General features: G+C 61.9%; 17 protein-coding genes and 3 pseudogenes. 6 read left to right on the forward strand and 14 right to left on the reverse strand.

Annotation, left to right across the window (positions count from 1 at the left end; all coding sequences use genetic code 11):
- Positions 1-38: 38 nt before the first annotated feature.
- Positions 39-1,013: a porphobilinogen synthase gene (hemB, locus tag QMK54_RS21540; RefSeq protein WP_320401305.1), complete on the reverse strand. Its 975-nt coding sequence runs from the start codon at positions 1,011-1,013 to the stop codon at positions 39-41.
- A 243-nt stretch (positions 1,014-1,256) separates the two neighbouring features.
- Positions 1,257-1,967, reverse strand: coding sequence for a glutathione S-transferase family protein (locus QMK54_RS21545; RefSeq protein WP_320401306.1), 711 nt, complete (start codon positions 1,965-1,967; stop codon positions 1,257-1,259).
- Positions 1,968-2,335: 368 nt separating this feature from the next.
- Between QMK54_RS21545 and QMK54_RS21550 the strand changes: the two genes are divergently transcribed.
- On the forward strand, positions 2,336-3,007 hold the full coding sequence (locus QMK54_RS21550; protein ID WP_110662215.1) for a histidine phosphatase family protein: 672 nt from the start codon (positions 2,336-2,338) through the stop codon (positions 3,005-3,007).
- Between the two features lie 120 nt (positions 3,008-3,127).
- Here QMK54_RS21550 and mnmH read toward each other — a convergent pair whose 3' ends face one another.
- The 5 genes from mnmH to QMK54_RS21575 form a co-directional block, all read right to left on the reverse strand.
- Positions 3,128-4,231, reverse strand: a complete 1,104-nt coding sequence (mnmH, locus tag QMK54_RS21555) for a tRNA 2-selenouridine(34) synthase MnmH (RefSeq protein WP_110662216.1) — start codon at positions 4,229-4,231, stop codon at positions 3,128-3,130.
- The gene (gene selD / locus QMK54_RS21560) at positions 4,231-5,265 is read right to left on the reverse strand and encodes a selenide, water dikinase SelD (RefSeq protein ID WP_110662217.1); all 1,035 of its coding nucleotides are present in this window, start codon (positions 5,263-5,265) and stop codon (positions 4,231-4,233) included. Before selD ends, mnmH begins: the two co-directional genes overlap by 1 nt.
- Positions 5,266-5,451: 186 nt before the next feature.
- Complete coding sequence (locus tag QMK54_RS21565) at positions 5,452-6,408, reverse strand: quinone oxidoreductase family protein (RefSeq protein WP_110662498.1); 957 nt, start codon at positions 6,406-6,408, stop codon at positions 5,452-5,454.
- A gap of 27 nt (positions 6,409-6,435) precedes the next feature.
- Positions 6,436-6,609 (reverse strand): DUF1427 family protein, encoded by a 174-nt coding sequence (locus QMK54_RS21570; protein WP_085726949.1) that lies wholly within the window; start codon positions 6,607-6,609, stop codon positions 6,436-6,438.
- Positions 6,610-6,714: 105 nt separating this feature from the next.
- Entirely contained in the window at positions 6,715-7,494 is a 780-nt protein-coding gene (locus QMK54_RS21575) for an AraC family transcriptional regulator (protein WP_223594940.1), read from the reverse strand.
- A 147-nt stretch (positions 7,495-7,641) separates the two neighbouring features.
- Between QMK54_RS21575 and QMK54_RS21580 the strand changes: the two genes are divergently transcribed.
- Positions 7,642-7,869, forward strand: a complete 228-nt coding sequence (locus QMK54_RS21580; RefSeq protein ID WP_057714008.1) for a DUF6555 family protein — start codon at positions 7,642-7,644, stop codon at positions 7,867-7,869.
- Positions 7,870-7,902: 33 nt separating this feature from the next.
- Positions 7,903-8,181 (forward strand): hypothetical protein, encoded by a 279-nt coding sequence (locus QMK54_RS21585; protein ID WP_223594942.1) that lies wholly within the window; start codon positions 7,903-7,905, stop codon positions 8,179-8,181.
- 23 nt (positions 8,182-8,204) lie between these two features.
- Here QMK54_RS21585 and QMK54_RS21590 read toward each other — a convergent pair whose 3' ends face one another.
- The 4 genes and pseudogenes from QMK54_RS21590 to QMK54_RS21600 all read right to left on the reverse strand — a co-directional run bounded on the left by QMK54_RS21590 (position 8,205) and on the right by QMK54_RS21600 (position 11,915).
- Positions 8,205-8,369, reverse strand: a complete 165-nt coding sequence (locus tag QMK54_RS21590; RefSeq protein ID WP_103395323.1) for a metallothionein — start codon at positions 8,367-8,369, stop codon at positions 8,205-8,207.
- Between the two features lie 348 nt (positions 8,370-8,717).
- Positions 8,718-9,539, reverse strand: coding sequence for a methyl-accepting chemotaxis protein (locus tag QMK54_RS31260; RefSeq protein ID WP_411741588.1), 822 nt, complete (start codon positions 9,537-9,539; stop codon positions 8,718-8,720).
- A gap of 36 nt (positions 9,540-9,575) precedes the next feature.
- Positions 9,576-10,400 (reverse strand): annotated as a pseudogene (locus QMK54_RS31265) (cache domain-containing protein); the annotation flags it as partial.
- 198 nt (positions 10,401-10,598) lie between these two features.
- Entirely contained in the window at positions 10,599-11,915 is a 1,317-nt protein-coding gene (locus QMK54_RS21600) for a Na+/H+ antiporter family protein (protein WP_320401308.1), read from the reverse strand.
- Between the two features lie 587 nt (positions 11,916-12,502).
- Here QMK54_RS21600 and QMK54_RS31270 point away from each other — a divergent pair.
- From QMK54_RS31270 to QMK54_RS21615, 3 genes and pseudogenes are all read left to right on the forward strand, one after another.
- A pseudogene (locus QMK54_RS31270) lies at positions 12,503-13,573 on the forward strand (HAMP domain-containing protein); the annotation flags it as partial.
- 267 nt (positions 13,574-13,840) lie between these two features.
- Positions 13,841-14,431: pseudogene (locus QMK54_RS31275) on the forward strand (methyl-accepting chemotaxis protein); the annotation flags it as partial.
- A 291-nt stretch (positions 14,432-14,722) separates the two neighbouring features.
- Positions 14,723-16,399: an MFS transporter gene (locus QMK54_RS21615; protein ID WP_110661881.1), complete on the forward strand. Its 1,677-nt coding sequence runs from the start codon at positions 14,723-14,725 to the stop codon at positions 16,397-16,399.
- A 36-nt stretch (positions 16,400-16,435) separates the two neighbouring features.
- On the opposite strand, the gene QMK54_RS21620 is transcribed toward QMK54_RS21615, so the two are convergent.
- The 3 genes from QMK54_RS21620 to QMK54_RS21630 are packed head-to-tail and all read right to left on the reverse strand — an operon-like array spanning position 16,436 to position 18,741.
- Positions 16,436-17,752 (reverse strand): sensor histidine kinase, encoded by a 1,317-nt coding sequence (locus tag QMK54_RS21620; RefSeq protein ID WP_223594950.1) that lies wholly within the window; start codon positions 17,750-17,752, stop codon positions 16,436-16,438.
- A complete protein-coding gene (locus QMK54_RS21625; protein WP_110661879.1) occupies positions 17,749-18,417 on the reverse strand; it encodes a response regulator transcription factor in 669 nt (222 codons plus the stop codon). Before QMK54_RS21625 ends, QMK54_RS21620 begins: the two co-directional genes overlap by 4 nt.
- Positions 18,418-18,420: 3 nt before the next feature.
- Positions 18,421-18,741 (reverse strand): PepSY domain-containing protein, encoded by a 321-nt coding sequence (locus QMK54_RS21630; RefSeq protein WP_110661878.1) that lies wholly within the window; start codon positions 18,739-18,741, stop codon positions 18,421-18,423.
- Positions 18,742-18,763: the final 22 nt, after the last annotated feature.

Below are 18,763 nucleotides of genomic sequence, written 5' to 3' on the forward strand. Positions count from 1 at the left end.
GCGAGCAGGCTCGCTCCTACAGGGTAATGTGTTGGTTCTTAGATCCCGGCCAGCGCCAGATCCATCGCAAAATAGGTAAAGATCAGGTCTGCCCCGGCGCGCTTGATCGCCCCCAGGCTCTCGCGCACCACGCGGTCTTCATCGATGGCCCCGGCCTGGGCGGCGAACTTGATCATCGCGTACTCACCGCTCACCTGATAGGCCGACAGCGGCAGGCGCGAGGCTTCGCGAATGTCGCGGATGATGTCCAGGTAGGCTCCGGCCGGCTTGACCATCAACGCATCGGCGCCTTCCTGTTCGTCGAGCAACGATTCGCGCACGGCTTCGCGGCGGTTCATCGGGTTCATCTGGTAGCTTTTCCGGTCGCCCTCGAGCGCACTGCCGCCCGCCTCGCGGAACGGGCCATAGAGTGCCGAGGCGAATTTGGTCGAATAGGCCATGATCGCCGTCTGGGTAAACCCGGCGTCATCGAGTGCCCGGCGAATCGCCTGGACCTGCCCGTCCATTGCCGCCGACGGGGCGATCACATCGGCACCGGCGCGGGCCGCCGCAACGGCTTGCCTGCCGAGGTTGATCAGGGTCTGGTCGTTGTCGACCTCATGGTTGTGCAGCACGCCGCAATGGCCGTGGTCGGTGTACTCGCAAAAGCAGGTGTCGGACATCACGATCATTTCCGGCACCGCGTCCTTGGCGATGCGCGACATGCGCGAGACCAGGCCGTCCTCGCGCCAGGTGTCGCTGCCGCTGCTGTCCAGTTGATGGGACACGCCGAAGGTCATCACCGACTTGATCCCGGCACGGGCATAGCGCTCGATCTCACCGGCCAGCTTCGACTCGGGAATGCGCATCACACCGGGCATGCTTTTGATCGGCACGAAGTCGTCGATTTCTTCTTCGACGAAAATCGGCAGCACCAGGTCGTTCAGGCTGAACTCGGTCTCCTGGAACAGGCTGCGCAGGCTCGCATTGCGGCGCAGACGGCGTGGGCGTGCTTCGGGGAACTGACTGGACATGGGTATTCCTGAATCTCAGAGGACAAGACGAAAATCGTAGGGAAGCGAAGCTTATGCCCTGTGTGGAGCGGGGCACAAACCCTGGGTGACCAACAGACTCTTGCAGGCTGGGCAACAATCCCTGCATCCAACACAGATCCACTGTGGGATCGGGCTTGCTCGCGAAAGCGTAGTGTCAGGCGACATATATAGTGACTGACACACTGCCTTCGCGAGCAAGCCCGCTCCCACAGTGGATTGTGTTCAACCTGCGACCGGGCTCGGAATCTGCAACCCGCGCACCACCGCCGGCCGTGCCAGGAAGCGTTCCAGCACCCGCGTGACGTTAGGGAAATTCTGAATGCCCACCAGATCGCCGGCTTCATAGAAGCCGATCAGGTTGCGCACCCACGGGAAGGTGGCGATGTCGGCGATGGTATACCGCTCGCCCATGATCCAGTCGCGCCCTTCGAGCCGGCCGTCGAGCACCTTGAGCAGGCGTTTGCTCTCCTCGACGTAGCGGTCACGGGGACGCTTGTCTTCGTAGTCCTTGCCGGCGAATTTGTTGAAAAACCCGAGCTGGCCGAACATCGGGCCGATACCGCCCATCTGGAACATCAGCCACTGAATCGTTTCGTAGCGCGCCGCCGATTCCTGGGCCAGCAGTTGCCCGCTCTTGTCGGCCAGGTAGATCAGGATCGCTCCCGACTCGAACAGCGCCAGCGGCTGGTCGTCCGGACCGTGGGGGTCGAGGATCGCCGGGATCTTGTTATTGGGATTGAGGGAAAGAAATTCCGGGGACATCTGGTCGTTGTTGTCGAAGCCAACCCGGTGCGGTTCATACGGCAGGCCGATCTCTTCGAGCATGATCGAGACCTTGACGCCGTTGGGAGTTGGCAAGGAGTACAGCTGAATCCACTCAGGGTATTGGGCAGGCCATTTGCGGGTGATGGGGAATGCGGACAAATCGGTCATGGGCTGGATCCACGAAGACATTGAGAGTGACGATCATAATGGAGATATCGGCTCAGCGATCCCCTGGAGCCATCAATCTCGCTGATAGAGGAGATCAAAAGAGATCACGACGGTTTCAACACCATCAGGTGTAGTCTGTCCATAATTCCGCAACATCCTGTCGATAACCTCCACTGCAAACCGTTGAAGGTTACCGGTACATTGCTGCGCTCTCGACCGGAATCGAACCAAACGGGCTCAGAGGACTCTGAGGACCACCGCTTTGAGAACGGACCGGTTTCAACGACATGGAAAACACCCGATGCGGGAAAATCGTGGTGTAAAGGTTTGTCAGCCTTAACCGAATTGCGCTGAAGAACCTTTTATTCATGACCCTGTTCAACAATGCCAAACGTTTTAAACATCGCGCCTACCTGCTGTTGCCCGCCTTGCTGGTGGTCAGCGCGGCGTTCCTGTTGCTGGAGTCCGGCCTGAGCCGCGCCCAACCGATGGATGGCACGCAGACGCTGGTGTTCCTGCGCCACGGAGAAAAACCCGCCGGAGGCCTTGGCCAGCTCAATTGCCAGGGGCTGAACCGCGCCATCGACCTGGCCACGCTGCTGCCGGAAAAATTCGGCAAGGCCAACTATGTGTTTGCGGCGAACCCGACCCGTAACGTCGAGGAAGGCGAGTTCGACAACTCCTACAGCTACATCCGCCCCCTGATGACCATCAGCCCCAGCGCCATCAAGCTCGGCCTGCCGGTGAACATTAATTTTTCCGCCAATGACACCAGTGACCTGGCCGATGAATTGCTCCACGACAAGTATCACAACTCGGTCATCTACACCGCCTGGTCCCACGGCTACCTGCCGGAGCTGATCAACAAGGTCGCCGAAGAGGCCACCGGCAAGAAAATGTCCATTACCGAAGACTGGGAGTCCAGCGACTACGATTCGCTGTATGTGCTGACCCTGACCTGGCACAACGGCAAGGCCAGCTTGCAGAGCAATGTGTACAAGCAGGGCCTGGATAACGGCGCTGAAACCTGCCCGACTTGAGATTTTGCATTGTTTGATCGGGCCTCTTCGCGAGCAAGCCCGCTCCCACACTGGATCTGTGATCACTGAAGATCTACTGTGGGAGCGGGCTTGCTCGCGAAGGGGCCGGCAAAAACACCCTCAACCCTTCTGATTCACTCGCTCACACAGATACTCGAGAACCGCCCCCCGCTCCCCCGCAAACTCGATCCGTGCGCCTTTCTTCTCCCGCTGGAACGCATACATCGGATCGTAATACTCGCGCAGCAAACCATCGATCCAGCCCCGGTGCAGATCCACCGCGCCACTGCGGGCCTGCTCCGCCAACGCCTCTTCCATCAAAATCAACATGCGCCGATGACGTTCGCCACCCAGGCGTTTCTGCACATTGTTCAGGCTCGCCAGCAACCGCTCGGAAAACAGCGCAAAGCCCTCCTCGCCATGCACGCCGATGAATTCGGCGCACAGATCCACCACGTAATCGCGCAGGATCCGCTCGACCCGACCTTCCAGGCTGTCTTCCAGCCAGACCATCGGAAACTGCTGCATGCCCTGGTACAGCGGTAACGGCAGCGCACAACTGCCCACCGCACGGCTTTCGTCTTCCAATACGAACTGCTCGATGCCCCGGGCGCGTTTTTTCAGCACGTCCACCGCCAGGCGGTTTTCGAAATCGATATTCGAAGGTTGGCCCGTGGCGCGCTTGCCGAAACTGGAGCCACGGTGGTTGGCATGACCTTCAAGGTCCACGGCGTTGTTCAGTTGCGTGAGCACCTCGGTCTTGCCGGTGCCGGTCATCCCGCCCAACAGGACGAAGTCGCACTGGGCAACCGCCTGGTCGAGGGTGTCCAACAGGAAGGTACGCATGGCCTTGTAGCCGCCGCCCACCCGTGGGTAGTCGATACCGGCCTCGTCCTTGAGCCATTGCTGGACAATCTGCGAGCGCAAGCCGCCGCGAAAACAATACAGATAGCCATCGGGGTGCGCCCGGGCGAAATCGGCCCAGGCCTGGATACGTTCGGCCTTGACCGCGCCCGACACCAATTGATGCCCGAGTACGATGGCCGCTTGCTGGCCGTGCTGCTTGTAGCAGGTGCCGACACGCTGGCGCTCATGGTCATTCATCAACGGCAGGTTGATCACGCCGGGGAACGAGCCCTTGCTGAATTCGACCGGCGCGCGGGCGTCCATCATGGGCCGGTCGTTGATGAAGATGTCGCGGTAATCGGTGCAGTCGACAGACATCAAAACACCTCGACCGCGTTGGTCTGTCGCTCGACCAGTTCACCGATCGGCTCCAGGCTCAGGCCCAGCTCGGCGGCCACCGCAAGGAATTGCTCGTTGCCTTCGGGCGTCACGGCAACCAGCAGGCCACCGCTGGTCTGCGGATCGCAGAGCACGCGTTTGTGCAGCTCCTGAAGGCGTCCGAGCTTGCTGGCGTAGCTGTCGAAATTGCGCAGCGTTCCGCCCGGTACGCAGCCCTGTTCCAGGTAATACTCGACGCCCGGCAAGCGCGGTACGCGGTCATACTCGATACGTGCGGTGAGCTGGCTGCCGTCGGCCATTTCCACCAGATGCCCGAGCAGGCCGAAACCGGTGACGTCGGTCATCGCGGTCACGCCATCGAGCTTGCCGAAACGGCTGCCGGGTTTATTCAGGGTGCACATCCAGTCCCGGGCCAGGCCGATGTCGGCATTGCGCAACTTGCCCTTTTTCTCGGCCGTCGTAAGGATGCCGATACCCAGGGGCTTGGTGAGATAGAGCAGGCAACCGGCGGTGGCGGTGTCGTTGCGCTTCATGTGGCGCTTCTCCACCAGACCGGTAACGGCCAGGCCAAAGATCGGCTCTGGTGCGTCGATGGAATGCCCACCGGCCAGCGGGATGCCCGCCGCATCGCACACGGAACGACCGCCACGTATCACTTCCCGGGCAACTTCCGGTGCCAGCACGTTCACCGGCCAGCCCAGAATCGCAATCGCCATCAAGGGATCGCCGCCCATGGCGTAGATGTCGCTGATGGCATTGGTGGCGGCAATTCGGCCGAAATCGAAGGGGTCGTCGACGATCGGCATGAAAAAGTCCGTGGTCGAGACCACGCCGCGCTCTTCGTCGATGGCATACACCGCCGCGTCATCGCGCGAGGCATTGCCGACCCAGAGTTTCGGGTCGAGGTTCTGCGCCCCGCTGCCGGCCAGGATCACTTCCAGCACCTGGGGGGAGATCTTGCAACCGCAACCGGCACCGTGGCTGTATTGGGTCAGGCGAATCGGCTCGCTCATGGGGTTACCTCTTGGAGTCTAGGTAACCAATCCTACAGCAACGCGCCTTTTCCTTTGTAGGAGATGCGCTGGTAAGCAGTGCCCCTTGTGGGAGCGGGCTTGCTCGCGAAGAGGGTGTGTCAGTCACTATAAATATTGCCTGACACACCGCTTTCGCGAGCAAGCCCGCTCCCACAGGGGGATGGGTCATGGCAGCAGAATCACTTTGTCGCCGCTGCCCTGGTTCACTTCGGCGTAACGCTCCAGGCCTTCGGACAAGGGCGATTCGAACAAGCCCTGGGGCAATGGCAGCAAGTCTTGATCGAAGAAATTGCCAAACTGCTCGAGCATCGCCGCACACGCCTGCACCCCGTACAACAGCGAGTTGATCCCCACCACCGAGCCGCCCTTGCGATACAACGCCAGGGCCGGCAGTTGCACGTGACCGTCCACGGGTGCCGCGATGATCGCGATGCGGCCGAACGTGGCCAGGGCTGGCACCGAGGCCGGCAGCCAGAACCCGGTGGTGTCGAAGATCACGTCGGCACCGCCGGCATACACGGCGTTGACCTGCGCCCCGAGGTCTTCGGGTTTATCCAGTTGCAGGGTCTGGTAACCCTGGTCCTGCAAGTCCTTGACCTGCTCGGCACGCCGCGCGGCCGCCAGCACCCGGGCGCCGCGCACCTTGGCCAGGGCCAACGCGGCAGTGCCGACCGCCCCGCCACCGATGACCAGCAAACGGGTTTCGGCCGTCACCAGGCTGCGCTCCAGCGCATCCCACGCCGTGGTGTAGGGCACGCCGAGGCTGGCGGCCTGGGCGAAGCTCAGGTGCGTGGGTTTGAGCGCCACGCCATTGGCCGGCAGCTTGACGAACTGCGCGTGGGAACCGTCGGCGAAAAAGCCCAGTTCCCGCCCCGTACCCCAGACATCCTGGCCGATCAGCGCCTGCGGGCCGGCGACGACCACACCGGCAAAATCACGACCGGGAATGCGTGGCAAGGTTGTGTAGGGAAAGCGCCCCAGCACGTTCTTCACATCGCTGGGGTTGAGGCCCGCGGCCTTGATCTCGACCAACACTTCATCGGCGCCAGGAACAGGCGTAGGCACCTCGACATAGCGCAAGGCCGAGAGATCACCGGTTTTATCGAATTGCAGAGCTTTCATGGGCGTATCCATCGAGTCAAAAAGGGTTCAGGAGATCCAGCCAGCCACCAGCTCGCGCCCCATCGGCCAGAGCTTCTCGCCGGCGAGCATGCCGAGCAGGCCCACCAGCGCGATGGCCGGGGGTGCGGGGGAACGAAAGTCCAGGGCGCCGTAGAGCAGACCGACGCCCAGGCCGATGGCCAGTGACATGAGGAGGTTCATGGCAGACTCCAGGGCAATTGAGGTATGCGCTGAGTTTAGAGGGCGCCGCCTTTGAGCATCGGCCAAGTACTTCTGAATTTCGGCCAAAGCAGGGTGCCGGCGAATTCAGTCCTGGCGTTGCGCCGCGGGAAACTGCGAGGGGGCAATACCCAGCTCACGACGAAACATGTCACTGAAGCTGCTCGGCGAATAGCCCAGGTCCCGGGCAATCGCGCTGACCGGAACGCCCTGGATCAACTCGGCCACCGCCGTCGCCAGTTGCACCTGACGCCGCCACTCAGCGAAACCCATGCCCAGACCGTCCTTGAACAGCCGCGCCAGGGTCCGCACGCTGGCACCAGCGGTTTGCGCGTGTTGTTCGAACGGAATATCCAGCGAGGGCGCGGACATGACCGCCTGACACAGGTTCATCAGCCGTCGGTCGGAATCGTCCGGCAGCGGGATTTTCAGCAGCGAACGCCTGGCCCGCTTGAGCTCCAGCAGCGCCAGGCCCACCAGCGCGTCGTAGTACTCGGGCGGCCCGTCGTTGCCCTGCTCCACCAGGCCGACAATCAGCTCGCGCAGCAAGCCGCCGACCTCGATCACCTGAACGCTGTCATCCAGGGTCTCGGCCAGGGACGGCCGCAGGTAGATGTTGCGCATTTGCAGGTCGGACACCACACGAATCCCGTGGGGCACGCCGGGCGGCAACCACACCGCCCGCTGCGGCGGCACCACCAGCGCCTCGTGCGGCGTCTCGACCCACATCACCCCGCTCATCGCATACAGCAACTGGCCCCAGACGTGCTCATGGGGCTCGATGTACAACCCGCGCGGATAGGTGCGAGCCAGCGGTTGCACCGGCACATCGGTGTCACTCAGGTCGGGCGGTACAGCGAGGGCCATGGTCTATGTTCATTGGGGGATCAGGGAAGCCACATGGTAACGAGGCACGGAACTTGTCGCCAGCAACCGCAGCCTTCCGACAATTCGAGTGAATTTTCCCGATGGCGCGCGATCCTTTTATGTACAACAGGGAGGAACCGGGGCTTTATGAACAGTGCAAAATTATTCGTCATCGAGTACACCCTCCATGGCGCGCCAAAGTCATTCATTATCCGACTGGAAAAAATGGATAACGCAGAAGCCTGGCATTGGGCGAGCTGTGACGCGGGGGTGGGGCGAATCCCCCGATTTGGACGCGAGAAGGTGCAAAAGACCAGCAAGCCGATGGCGGAAAAGTTCGGCGTGGAAAACGTCAAGTGGCGGCCGGCGAACTAATCTCTGGCAACCATCAGGTTCGGGGGAAGGGAAATGAGTGCAACACCCGTCAGCAGCCCTGCGCAACTGGACTACGGTCTGGACACGTCGTCAGGCCGCATCACCACAAGCGTCGAGTGCCGGATCGGACTGGAACAGGTCGAAAATGACCCATTTTGCTTCGCCATACGCGTCCCCGCACCCCTGCCGGAACATCTGGAGCAAGCCAAGACCCTGGTGGTGCGGGTCGAAGGGCGGCGCTTGCAGGGCACCGTGCGCCACAGCGAACGCCTGGAGGATGACAGCCTCAGGCTGGAAGTGGAGCCGGACTAGGCTCCACTTTTCATTCGCGGTTGTCAGCCATGGGCGCACTTGCAGCCTTTATGGGTGCATTCCTCGCCGTGTTCATGGTGCTTGGCGCAGGCCTCACAGCAGTAATGCTTGCCGTGACGGGCAATCGGATGTTCACCGAGTTTGCAGGAACATTTCGGACAATCGCAGATACTTTCGCGGTCAATCATGGGTCTGACTCCTCTTGTATGGTCGCCAGTGCTCATATGCACACCGTAAGTGTAGGAGCTGCCGCAGGTTGCGATCTTTTGTGGCGAGGGAGCTTGCTCCCGCTTGAGTGCGTAGCGCTCACAGATTTTTGGGGCCGCTGCGCAGCCCGGCGCGAGCAAGCTCGCTCGCCACAAAAGCTGCTGCGTCGAACCCGACCCTGTGGCGAGGGGGCTTGCCCCCGTTGGGTTGCGCAGCGACCCCAAAACCTGGCAACTGCGTTGTTCCTGACTTATGGCAATGACCGGGCTTGTGACTGCTGCGCAGTCAAACGGGGGCAATCCCCCTCGCCACAAAAGCCCGATATGACCTCAGATACGGAACTGCCCGACCAGGCTGCCCAGGCGCTGACCGAGGTCGGCCAGGCTGCGCGAAGTCTGTGCGCCGAGTTGAGTTTCGTCGGCGACGTTGTCCACCGCCACGGCAATCTGATGCACGCTGCGGTTGATCTCTTCGGCCACGGCGGTCTGTTCTTCCGCGGCACTGGCGATCTGCGCGTTCATTGAATTGATGGTGGCGATCAATTGAGCCATGGTGTCCAGCGAAGCCCCCGCCTCGTTGGCCTGGGCCGAGGTGCCGTCACCAGCCTCGCTGGAACGACGCATCGCCTCCACCGCCGACTGGGTGCCGGCCTGCAGGCGGTCGATCATGCCCTGGATTTCCTGGGTGCTGATTTGCGTACGGCTGGCCAACGCCCGCACTTCATCGGCCACCACCGCAAAACCGCGCCCCGCCTCGCCAGCACGGGCCGCCTCAATGGCGGCGTTGAGCGCCAGCAGATTGGTCTGTTCGGCGATCGAGCGGATCACCCCGAGCACGCTGACAATCGACGAAACGTCTTTTTGCAGGCTGTCGAGGGACACGCCGCTGCTGCGGATGTCGTCCACCAACGCATGGATCTTCTCGATGCTGCCGGCCACCACGCGCTTGGCCGCCTGCCCTTCTTCGTCAGTCTGCTGGGCTGCCACCGCAGCGTTCTGCGCGCTCTTGGCGACTTCCTGGGCGGCGGCCGACATTTCGTTGATCGCCGTGGCCACCTGATCGGTTTCGTGGCGCTGGCGTTCCATGGCCTGGTCCGAGCGATTGGCCTGGTCGGACACCTGATTCACCAGCCCGGTCAGTTGCGAAGTCATTTCGGTGATCTGCCGTACCAGGCCGTGGATCTTGTCGACGAAACGGTTGAACGAGCCGGCCAGTTCGCCGAGTTCGTCCTGGCTGGTGATGGTCAGGCGACGGGTCAGGTCGCCCTCGCCCGCGGCGATGTCGTCGAGGTTGGCTTTCATCAAATGCAGCGGACGCAGAATGGTGTTGGCCAACAGCATCCCGGCAGCGGCGATCACAAGCAACACCACGAGCGCCACACCGACGATGCTCAGCACCATGCCTTGCATGCGCTCCTGGACCTTGGCTTCGACCACCGCCACTTGTGCTTCGATTCCGTCGAGATTGACCGAGGTGCCGACCGCCATGTCCCACTTCGGCAGGTATTCGGTGTAGCCGAGCTTGGGCACCAACACCTGGGTGTTGCCGGGCAAGGGCGAGCTGTATTGCAGGTAGTGCGTACCGTCCTTCGCCACCTTCACCAGGTCGCGGTTGACGTAGACACCATTCGGGTCGCGGTTGTCCTTGAAGCTCTGGCCCACGCCTTCGGGGCTGTTGGCCTTGAACAGGCGCACGGTGTTGGAGTCGTAGCCGAAGAAGTAGCCGTCCTTGCCATAAGTGATGCTCGACAGCAGCTTGATCACCTGGGCCCGCGCCGCCTCATCGCCGGGAGCGGCCGCGTCGTAGAGCGGTTTGATCGTGGTCATGGCCACGGCCACGTAGCTTTGCAAGGTCGCCTTGGCATCGCTGAGCAGGCGCTCGCGGGTCTGCTCGACTTCCTTGCGCGCCTGATCCTGAAGAATGAACAGCGTGGTCAGGCTGATGACCAGCGCAAACAGCAACACCGGGAGGACGGCAAGGGACAGGACTTTGGCCTTGAGGCTCATGCGCATGACGTTCACTCTTTTGATTTTGTTGGCGTGGTTAAACGCTTTAACGGCACGCTGGGTCAAAAGTTGAACGCGGTCATCAGGTCCGCAGAAGATCCCCTGTGGGAGCGGGCTTGCTCGCGAAGAGGGCGTGTCAGTCACTATATAGGTTGTCTGACACACCGCATTCGCGAGCAAGCCCGCTCCCACGGGGGTTCCGGGTTACAGGACCATCGCGGCCACCCAGCCGAACGCCAGCAGCGGCAGGTTGTAGTGCAGGAAGGTCGGGACCACGGTGTCCCAGATGTGATGGTGCTGGCCGTCGATGTTCAGGCCGGAGGTCGGGCCGAGGGTCGAGTCCGAAGCCGGCGAGCCGGCGTCGCCCAGGGCACCGGCCGTACCGACGATGCACACGATGGCAATCGGACTGAAGCCCAGTTGCACGCACAGCGGCACGAAGATCGCCGCGAGGATCGGCACGGTGGAGAACGACGAACCGATGCCCATGGTCACCAGCAACCCCACCAGCAACATCAGCAAGGCGCCGATGCCCTTGCTGTGATCGATGTACGCCGCCGACGACTCGACCAGCGTCTGCACCTCACCGGTGGCCTTCATCACTTCGGCAAACCCCGAGGCCGCGATCATGATGAAGCCGATCATCGCCATCATTTTCATGCCTTCGGTGAACAGGTCATCGGTGTCACGCCACTTGACGATGCCCGACACCGAGAAAATCAGGAAGCCGGCCAGTGCACCGATAATCATCGAGTCCAACAACAGCTGAACGATGAACGCCGCCGCGATGGCCACACCAGCCACCATCAGGCTTAGCGGGTTGTATTGCACCGCCACTTGCTCGACCTGTTCGATCTTCGCCAGGTCGTAGACACGCTTCTTGCGATAGCTGACAAACGCGATCAGCAGGCCCGCCACCATGCCCAGGGCCGGAATGCCCATGGCGTGGGTCACATTGATGCCGCTGATGTCCACCCCGCTGCGGGCGACGTTGGCCAGCAGGATCTCATTGAGGAAGATGTTGCCGAAGCCCACCGGCAGGAACATGTACGGCGTGATCAAGCCGAAGGTCATGACGCAGGCGATCAGGCGACGGTCCAGTTGCAGTTTGGTCAGCACATATAGAAGTGGCGGCACCAGCAACGGAATGAACGCGATATGGATCGGCAGGATGTTCTGCGAGGCGATGGCCACGACCCACAGCAGGCCAATCAGCAGCCATTTGACCTGGCTTCCGCCGTTGGCGTGCTGGCGATCGACCATCGCCAGGGCTTTGTCGGCCAGCGCATGGGCCATGCCGGACTTGGCAATGGCCACGGCGAAAGCGCCGAGCAAGGCATAGGACAACGCCACCGTCGCGCCGCCACCGAGGCCGCTGTTGAAAGCCTTGAGCGTCGCCTCGATACCCAGGCCGCCGGTCAAACCACCGACCAGCGCACCGACGATCAGGGCGATCACCACATGCACGCGGGACAGGCTGAGCACCAGCATGATGCCGACCGCGGCAATTACTGCATTCATTGTCATACCTCTGGACAAGCGAAAAGAGTCCGGCCGGCAGTCTGCGAGAGCCGCCAGCGGATAAAAGGAATGGGTCTTATTAGAGGGCGCGCACTTTGCCGCAGAGTGGGCGCGGTGTCAAAGCTCGTGGGCAATGGGGATATGTATCTGCATGTGATGACCTGTGGCGAGGGGGCTTGCCCCCGTTCGGCTGCGTAACAGTCGCGATCCAGACAACGCGGTATGACCGGACAAAATAGGGGGCCGCTTCGCGACCCAACGGGGGCAAGCCCCCTCGCCACAAAAGCTTTGGCTGATGACATAAAGAAAACCCGATCGCGGCCGTTACAGGGCAAAGTCTCAGATATTTATCGAATAAGGACGTCTCCATGTCGCTCAGACAACTTTCCATCCAATGGAAAATCACCCTGCTGGCCGGGCTGTGCCTGGCGGGCATCGTGACCCTGCTGGTGGGTCTTTCGCTGTATCGCATGGAGCACAGTTCCGCGCTGGTGAAAGCCTCGAGCATGGAGATGCTGACCGAAGCCGCCCAGGCGCGAATCGAGTCCCAGGGCGAAAACCAGGCGCTGGGCATTCGCCAGCAGTTCATGGACGCCTATCAGTACGGCCACGGATTCTCGCGGCAGGTGCTGTTTCTGCGTGACCAGGCCGAAAAGCGCTTTCTCGATGCCTTCGACCTGCGCGAAGACCTGACCCGCCAGGTCAAGTCGGCCCTGCAGGCCAATCCCGAGCTGCTCGGCCTGTCCCTGGTGTTCGAGCCCAACGGCCTGGACGGCAAGGACGAACTGTTCGCCGGACAAGCGGAACTGGGCAGCAACGACAAGGGCCGTTTCGCCCTCTACTGGTCGCAGCCGACGCCGGGCAAGGTGACCTCGATGGCCCTGCCGGAAAAGGACATGGCCGACACCAGCACCGGCCCCAGCGGCGAAGCGGCCAACGCCTGGTTCACTTGCCCGCGCACCACGCTCAAGCCATGCGTGATCGAACCCTACTTCTATGAGATCGACGGCCAGAACGTGCTGATGACCAGCATCGTTTTCCCGCTGATGGTCAACGGCAAGGTCATCGCCTCGCTGTCGGTGGACATCAACCTCAACAGCCTGCAAGCAGTCAGTCTGGGCGCCAGCAAGAAGCTCTACGACGGCCAGACCAGTGTCAGCATCATCAGCCCGGCCGGTCTCCTCGCCGGCTACAGCCCTGACGCCAGCAAACTCAGCCAGCACCTGGACGCCGTGGACAAGACCAACGGTGCCGAACTGCTGCGCATGCTCGGCGCCAGCAGCAAAACCGCCAGCCTGCACAGCAATCAGCAACTGAAAGTGTTGGCACCCTTCCAGCCAATTCCCGGCGGTAAATCCTGGGGCGTGCTGCTCGACGTGCCGGAGAAAGTCCTGGTCGGCCCCGCCGAAGCCCTGAAAAAGCAACTTGATGACAGCAACACCGCCGGCACGCTGGTCGAACTCGGCCTGGGGGTACTCGCCGCGCTGCTCGGCCTGGTGCTGGTGTGGCTGATGGCCCGCAGCGTGACCAAACCGATTCTCGGCGTGGCGCTGATGCTCGAAGACATCGCCAGCGGCGAAGGTGATCTGACCCGCCGCCTGGCCTACGACAAGAAGGACGAACTGGGCCAACTGGCTGGCTGGTTCAACCGTTTCCTCGATAAGCTGCAACCGATCATTGCCGAAGTGAAACGCTCGGTGCAGGACGCCCGCAGCACCGCTGACCAGTCCTCCGCCATCGCCACCCAGACCAGCGCCGGCATGGAGCAGCAATACCGCCAGGTGGATCAGGTCGCCACCGCCTCCCACGAGATGAGCGCCACCGCCCAGGACGTCGCCCGCAGCGCCGCGCAAGCGGCCCATGCCGCCCGGGATGCCGATCAGGCGACCCGTCAGGGCCTGACCGTGATCGACCGCACCACCACCAGCATCGGCAACCTCGCCGCCGACATGAGCGCCGCCATGGTTCAGGTCGAAGGCCTGGCAGCCAACAGCGAGAAAATCGGCACGGTACTGGAAGTGATCCGCGCGATCGCCGAGCAGACCAACCTGCTGGCCCTCAACGCGGCGATCGAAGCGGCCCGTGCCGGAGAGGCCGGACGCGGTTTTGCCGTGGTCGCCGATGAAGTGCGCAACCTGGCGCGGCGCACCCAGGAGTCCGTGGAAGAAACCCGCCTGGTGATCGAGCAACTGCAAAACGGTACCCAGGAGGTGGTGGGTTCGATGAACAACAGCCATCGTCAGGCCCAGGGCAGTGTCGAGCAGGTTGGCCAGGCCGTGACGGCGCTGCGCCAGATCGGCGACGCGGTGACCGTGATCAACGACATGAACATGCAGATCGCCAGTGCCGCCGAAGAGCAAAGCGCGGTGGCCGAGGAGATCAACAACAACGTGGCGACCATTCGCGACGTGACTGAGTCGCTGTCGGGCCAGGCCAATGAATCGGCGCGGGTCAGCCAGTCGCTCAACAGCCTGGCGAACCAGCAGCAGAACTTGATGGATCAGTTCCGCGTTTAAACCCGCAACTGCAACTGTAGGAGCGAGCTTGCTCGCGAAAAACCCGAGGGCGCCGCGGGGAACCAGATTCCCCGCGTCATCGTTGACGATTTTCGCGAGCGAGCTCGCTCCTACAGTGATGGCGAGTGGATATCTAGCAGAACCTGATTATGCTTCAGAGAACCTGGCAACAATCCGGGACGTCAACTTCAAAGCAAGCTTTGCGTAATCCGACGACATCAGCCCCAGGGCCAGGGTGCGGCAACATTTGAGAGGTGCTCCGGCCTACAACAGTAACAACGGAGAACACTCATGGCGGCCATCGACAACACCACCACGGGCAGCGCGCCCAACCACGGGATCACCCGGGAGGAGCGCAAGGTCATTTTCGCGTCGTCCCTGGGTACCGTGTTCGAATGGTATGACTTCTACCTGTACGGCTCCCTCGCGGCGATCATCGCCAAGCACTTCTTCGCCGGCGTCAACGAAACGACCTCTTTCATCTTCGCCCTGCTCGCCTTCGCCGCCGGCTTCGCCGTTCGGCCCTTCGGCGCCATCGTGTTCGGCCGGTTGGGTGACATGATCGGACGCAAACACACCTTTCTCATCACCATCGTGATCATGGGCGTCTCCACGGCGGTGGTGGGCTTGCTGCCGGGCTACGCAAGCATCGGCGTAGCCGCGCCGGTCATCCTGATCAGCCTGCGCCTGCTGCAAGGCCTGGCCTTGGGCGGCGAATACGGCGGAGCGGCGACCTACGTGGCCGAACATGCCCCCAAGGGCAAACGCGGCTTCTTCACGTCGTGGATTCAGACGACTGCGACCCTCGGCCTGTTTCTCTCGCTGCTGGTGATCCTCGCCTGTCGCACCATCCTTGGCACCGAAGCGTTCGAGGCCTGGGGCTGGCGGATTCCGTTCCTGCTGTCGATCCTGCTGCTGATCGTCTCGGTGTACATCCGCCTGCAACTGAGCGAATCACCGGTATTCTTGAAAATGAAGGCCGAAGGCAAGGCGTCCAAGGCACCGCTGACCGAATCCTTCGCCCGCTGGGACAATCTCAAGATCGTGATCATGGCCCTGCTCGGCGGCACCGCCGGCCAGGCCGTGGTCTGGTACACCGGGCAGTTCTATGCGCTGTTCTTCCTGTTGCAGACGCTGAAGATCGACCCGCAGACCGCCAACCTGCTGATTGCCGGCTCGCTGCTGATCGGTACACCGTTCTTCGTCATTTTCGGCAGCCTGTCCGACCGCATCGGGCGCAAGGGCATCATCATGGCCGGCTGCATTCTGGCGGCCGCGACCTATTTCCCGATCTTCCATGCGTTGACCCAGTACGGTAACCCCGACGTGTTCATTGCGCAGGAGAAGAACCCGGTCACGGTGGTCGCCAATGCCGACCAGTGCTCGTTCCAGTTCGACCCGGTGGGCAAGGCCAAATTCACCAGTTCCTGCGACCTGGCCAAGACCGTGTTGGCGAAACGGGCCATCCCCTACAAAAACGTCAACGCCGAGCCTGGCGCTGTTGCGCAGGTGCGCATTGGCGAGAAGGTGATCGAGAGCTTCGAAGGCACCGGCATGCCGGCCGCCGACTTCAAGGCCAAAAACGACGCCTTTACCGCCACCCTCGCCACCGCCCTCAAGGACGCCGGTTACCCCGAGAAGGCCGACCCGGCCAAGACCAACTACCCGATGGTGCTGCTGCTCCTGACCATCCTGGTGATCTACGTGACCATGGTCTACGGGCCGATCGCCGCCTGGTTGGTGGAACTGTTCCCGGCGCGTATTCGCTACACCTCGATGTCGCTGCCCTACCACATCGGCAATGGCTGGTTCGGTGGTTTCCTGCCGACGGTGGCGTTCGCCATGGTGGCGGCCACGGGGGATATCTACTACGGGCTGTGGTACCCGATTGTCATTGCGGTGATGACGGCTGTGCTGGGCATTTTCTTCATGCCGGAAACCAAGGATCGGGAGATTCATCACACCTGAGGCGCAGAGGCTCTATGTGGGGTTCCCGGCGGGGCCTCAGGTGTGTTTGGGCAATTCGATGACGACCTTCAGACCGCCCCACTCGCTTTCCAGCAACGACAGTTTGCCGCCCCAGCTATCGACGATATCGCGCACGATACCCAGCCCCAGGCCATGCCCCTCTGTTTGTTCATCCAGCCGCGTTCCCCGACTGAACACCTGATCGCGACGCTCTGCGGGAATGCCCGGGCCGTCATCTTCGACACTGAGTTCAAACCCGCCCGCCGTTTCGACCACACTCACGCGAACCTCGGCATCCGCCCATTTGCAGGCGTTGTCCAGCAGGTTGCCCAACAGTTCCAGCAGGTCCTCACGGTCCCAGGGCAATTGCAGGCCGGTCGGAGCGCGGTAGCTCAGCGCCAGGTGTTCGCCATGGATCATGTTCAGGGTGGCCAGCAACCCGGGGAGTTCGGCGGCGCAATCGAACAGCGCACCGGGCAACGCATCACCAGACAACCGTGCGCGGTTGAGTTCGCGATTGAGTCGCTGCTGGACTTGCTCCAGTTGCTCCTTGAGGACTTTGCGCAGTTTCGGGTGCGCGTCCAGTTGCTCGCTTGAAGCCAGGCTCAACAGCACCGCCAGCGGCGTTTTCAAGGCGTGGCCGAGGTTGCCCAGGGCATTGCGTGAGCGCTTGAGGCTGTCTTCGGTGTGGGCCAGCAAATGGTTGATCTGCGCCACCAGTGGCTCCAGTTCCACCGGCACCTGGTCATCGAGTTGCGAGCGCTGGCCCTGTTGCAACTGTGCGATCTGCTCGCGCGCCTGTTCCAGCGGGCGCAAGGCACGGCGCACGGTGATCCGTTGCAGCAACAGAATCAGCAGCAGCCCTGCCAATCCCAGGCCCAAGCCGATCTGTTGCATACGCCGGAAGCTTTCGCGTATTGGCGTGTAATCCTCGGCGACGCTGATGGAAATCGGCAGTCCCAACCGTCGATAGTCCGTACGCAATACCAGCAACTGTTGCCCTTCCGGCCCCAGTTGCAGGTTGTCGTGCAGGCCGGGTTGATCGAGCGCCGGCAGTTCCTGATCCCATAACGAACGGGAACGCCAATGGCCGTCGGCGAAATCGATGCGGAAATAATGCCCGGAAAACGGCCGCTGATAGGCTGGCGACAGACGTCGTTCATCCAGTTGCAAGCCCTGCGGCCCGCGCACCAGTGCCGCCAGCAGGTTCTCGCTGTCATTGCGCAACCCGGCTTCGAGGTAGCGCTGCAAACCCATTTCGAACAGCCACAGGCTGGTTTGCGCCAGCACCAGGCCAACGACCACCATCACACTGATCAGGCCCAGGCTCAAGCGACGCTGGATCGATCTCACCGGGCTTGTCCGCCGAACAGGTAGCCCTGGCCGCGACGGGTTTCAATCACACTTTTGCCGAGCTTGCGGCGCAAATGGTTGACGTGGACCTCCAGCACGTTGGAATCGCGCTCGGTTTCACCGTCGTAGAGGTGTTCGGCGAGATGGCTTTTGGAGAGGATCTGCTCGGGGTGCAGCATGAAATACCGCAACAGGCGAAACTCCGCGGCGGTCAACTGAATATCCGCGCCCTCGCGGACAACGCACTGGCGCCCTTCGTCCAGATGCAATCCGGCGGCCTGGAGTGTCGGCTGGTTGACCTGGCCATGGGAGCGGCGCAACAACGCCTGGATGCGCAAGAACAGCTCTTCGGGATGAAAGGGTTTGGTCAGGTAATCGTCGGCGCCGGCCTTGAGGCCTTCGATGCGCTCGGCCCAGGAACCACGGGCCGTCAGGATCAACACCGGCGTGGCCAGCCCCGCCGCGCGCCATTGCGCCAGCACCTCAAGCCCCGGCACACCCGGCAAGCCGAGGTCGAGGATGATCAGGTCGTAAGGTTCGGTACTGCCCTGATGCAGCGCATCGCGACCATCGGCCAGCCAGTCCACCGCATAACCCTGGCGGTTGAGGCCGGCCAACAGTTCGTCGGCCAGGGGCACATGGTCTTCCACCAGAAGCAAACGCATGGATCAGTCTTCCTTGTCTTTCAATATTCGGCCGTCAGTCGCATCGATGTGCAGCTCACGGACCACGCCTTCGGGGGTCAGCAATTCGACATCATAAAGGTAGATGTTGTGCTTCTCTTCGAGTTCGGCTTCCAGCAGTTTTGCGCCGGGGTAGCGATCCATCGCTTGCTGCAACAGTTGCTCCAGCGGCAGGATCACCCCCTGTTGACGCAGGCGCAGGGCTTCATCCTGATCCAGGTCGCGGGCCATCACTGCCGAGCAAAATGCCAGAAGCAGCAGCGCCATCCCGCGTGCGACACATCGATTGAGTAGAAACACCTTCATTACCGATCCTGATGATCCTTGA

Origin of the sequence: Pseudomonas sp. P5_109 (genome assembly GCF_034009455.1) — a bacterium.
GTDB lineage: Bacteria > Pseudomonadota > Gammaproteobacteria > Pseudomonadales > Pseudomonadaceae > Aquipseudomonas.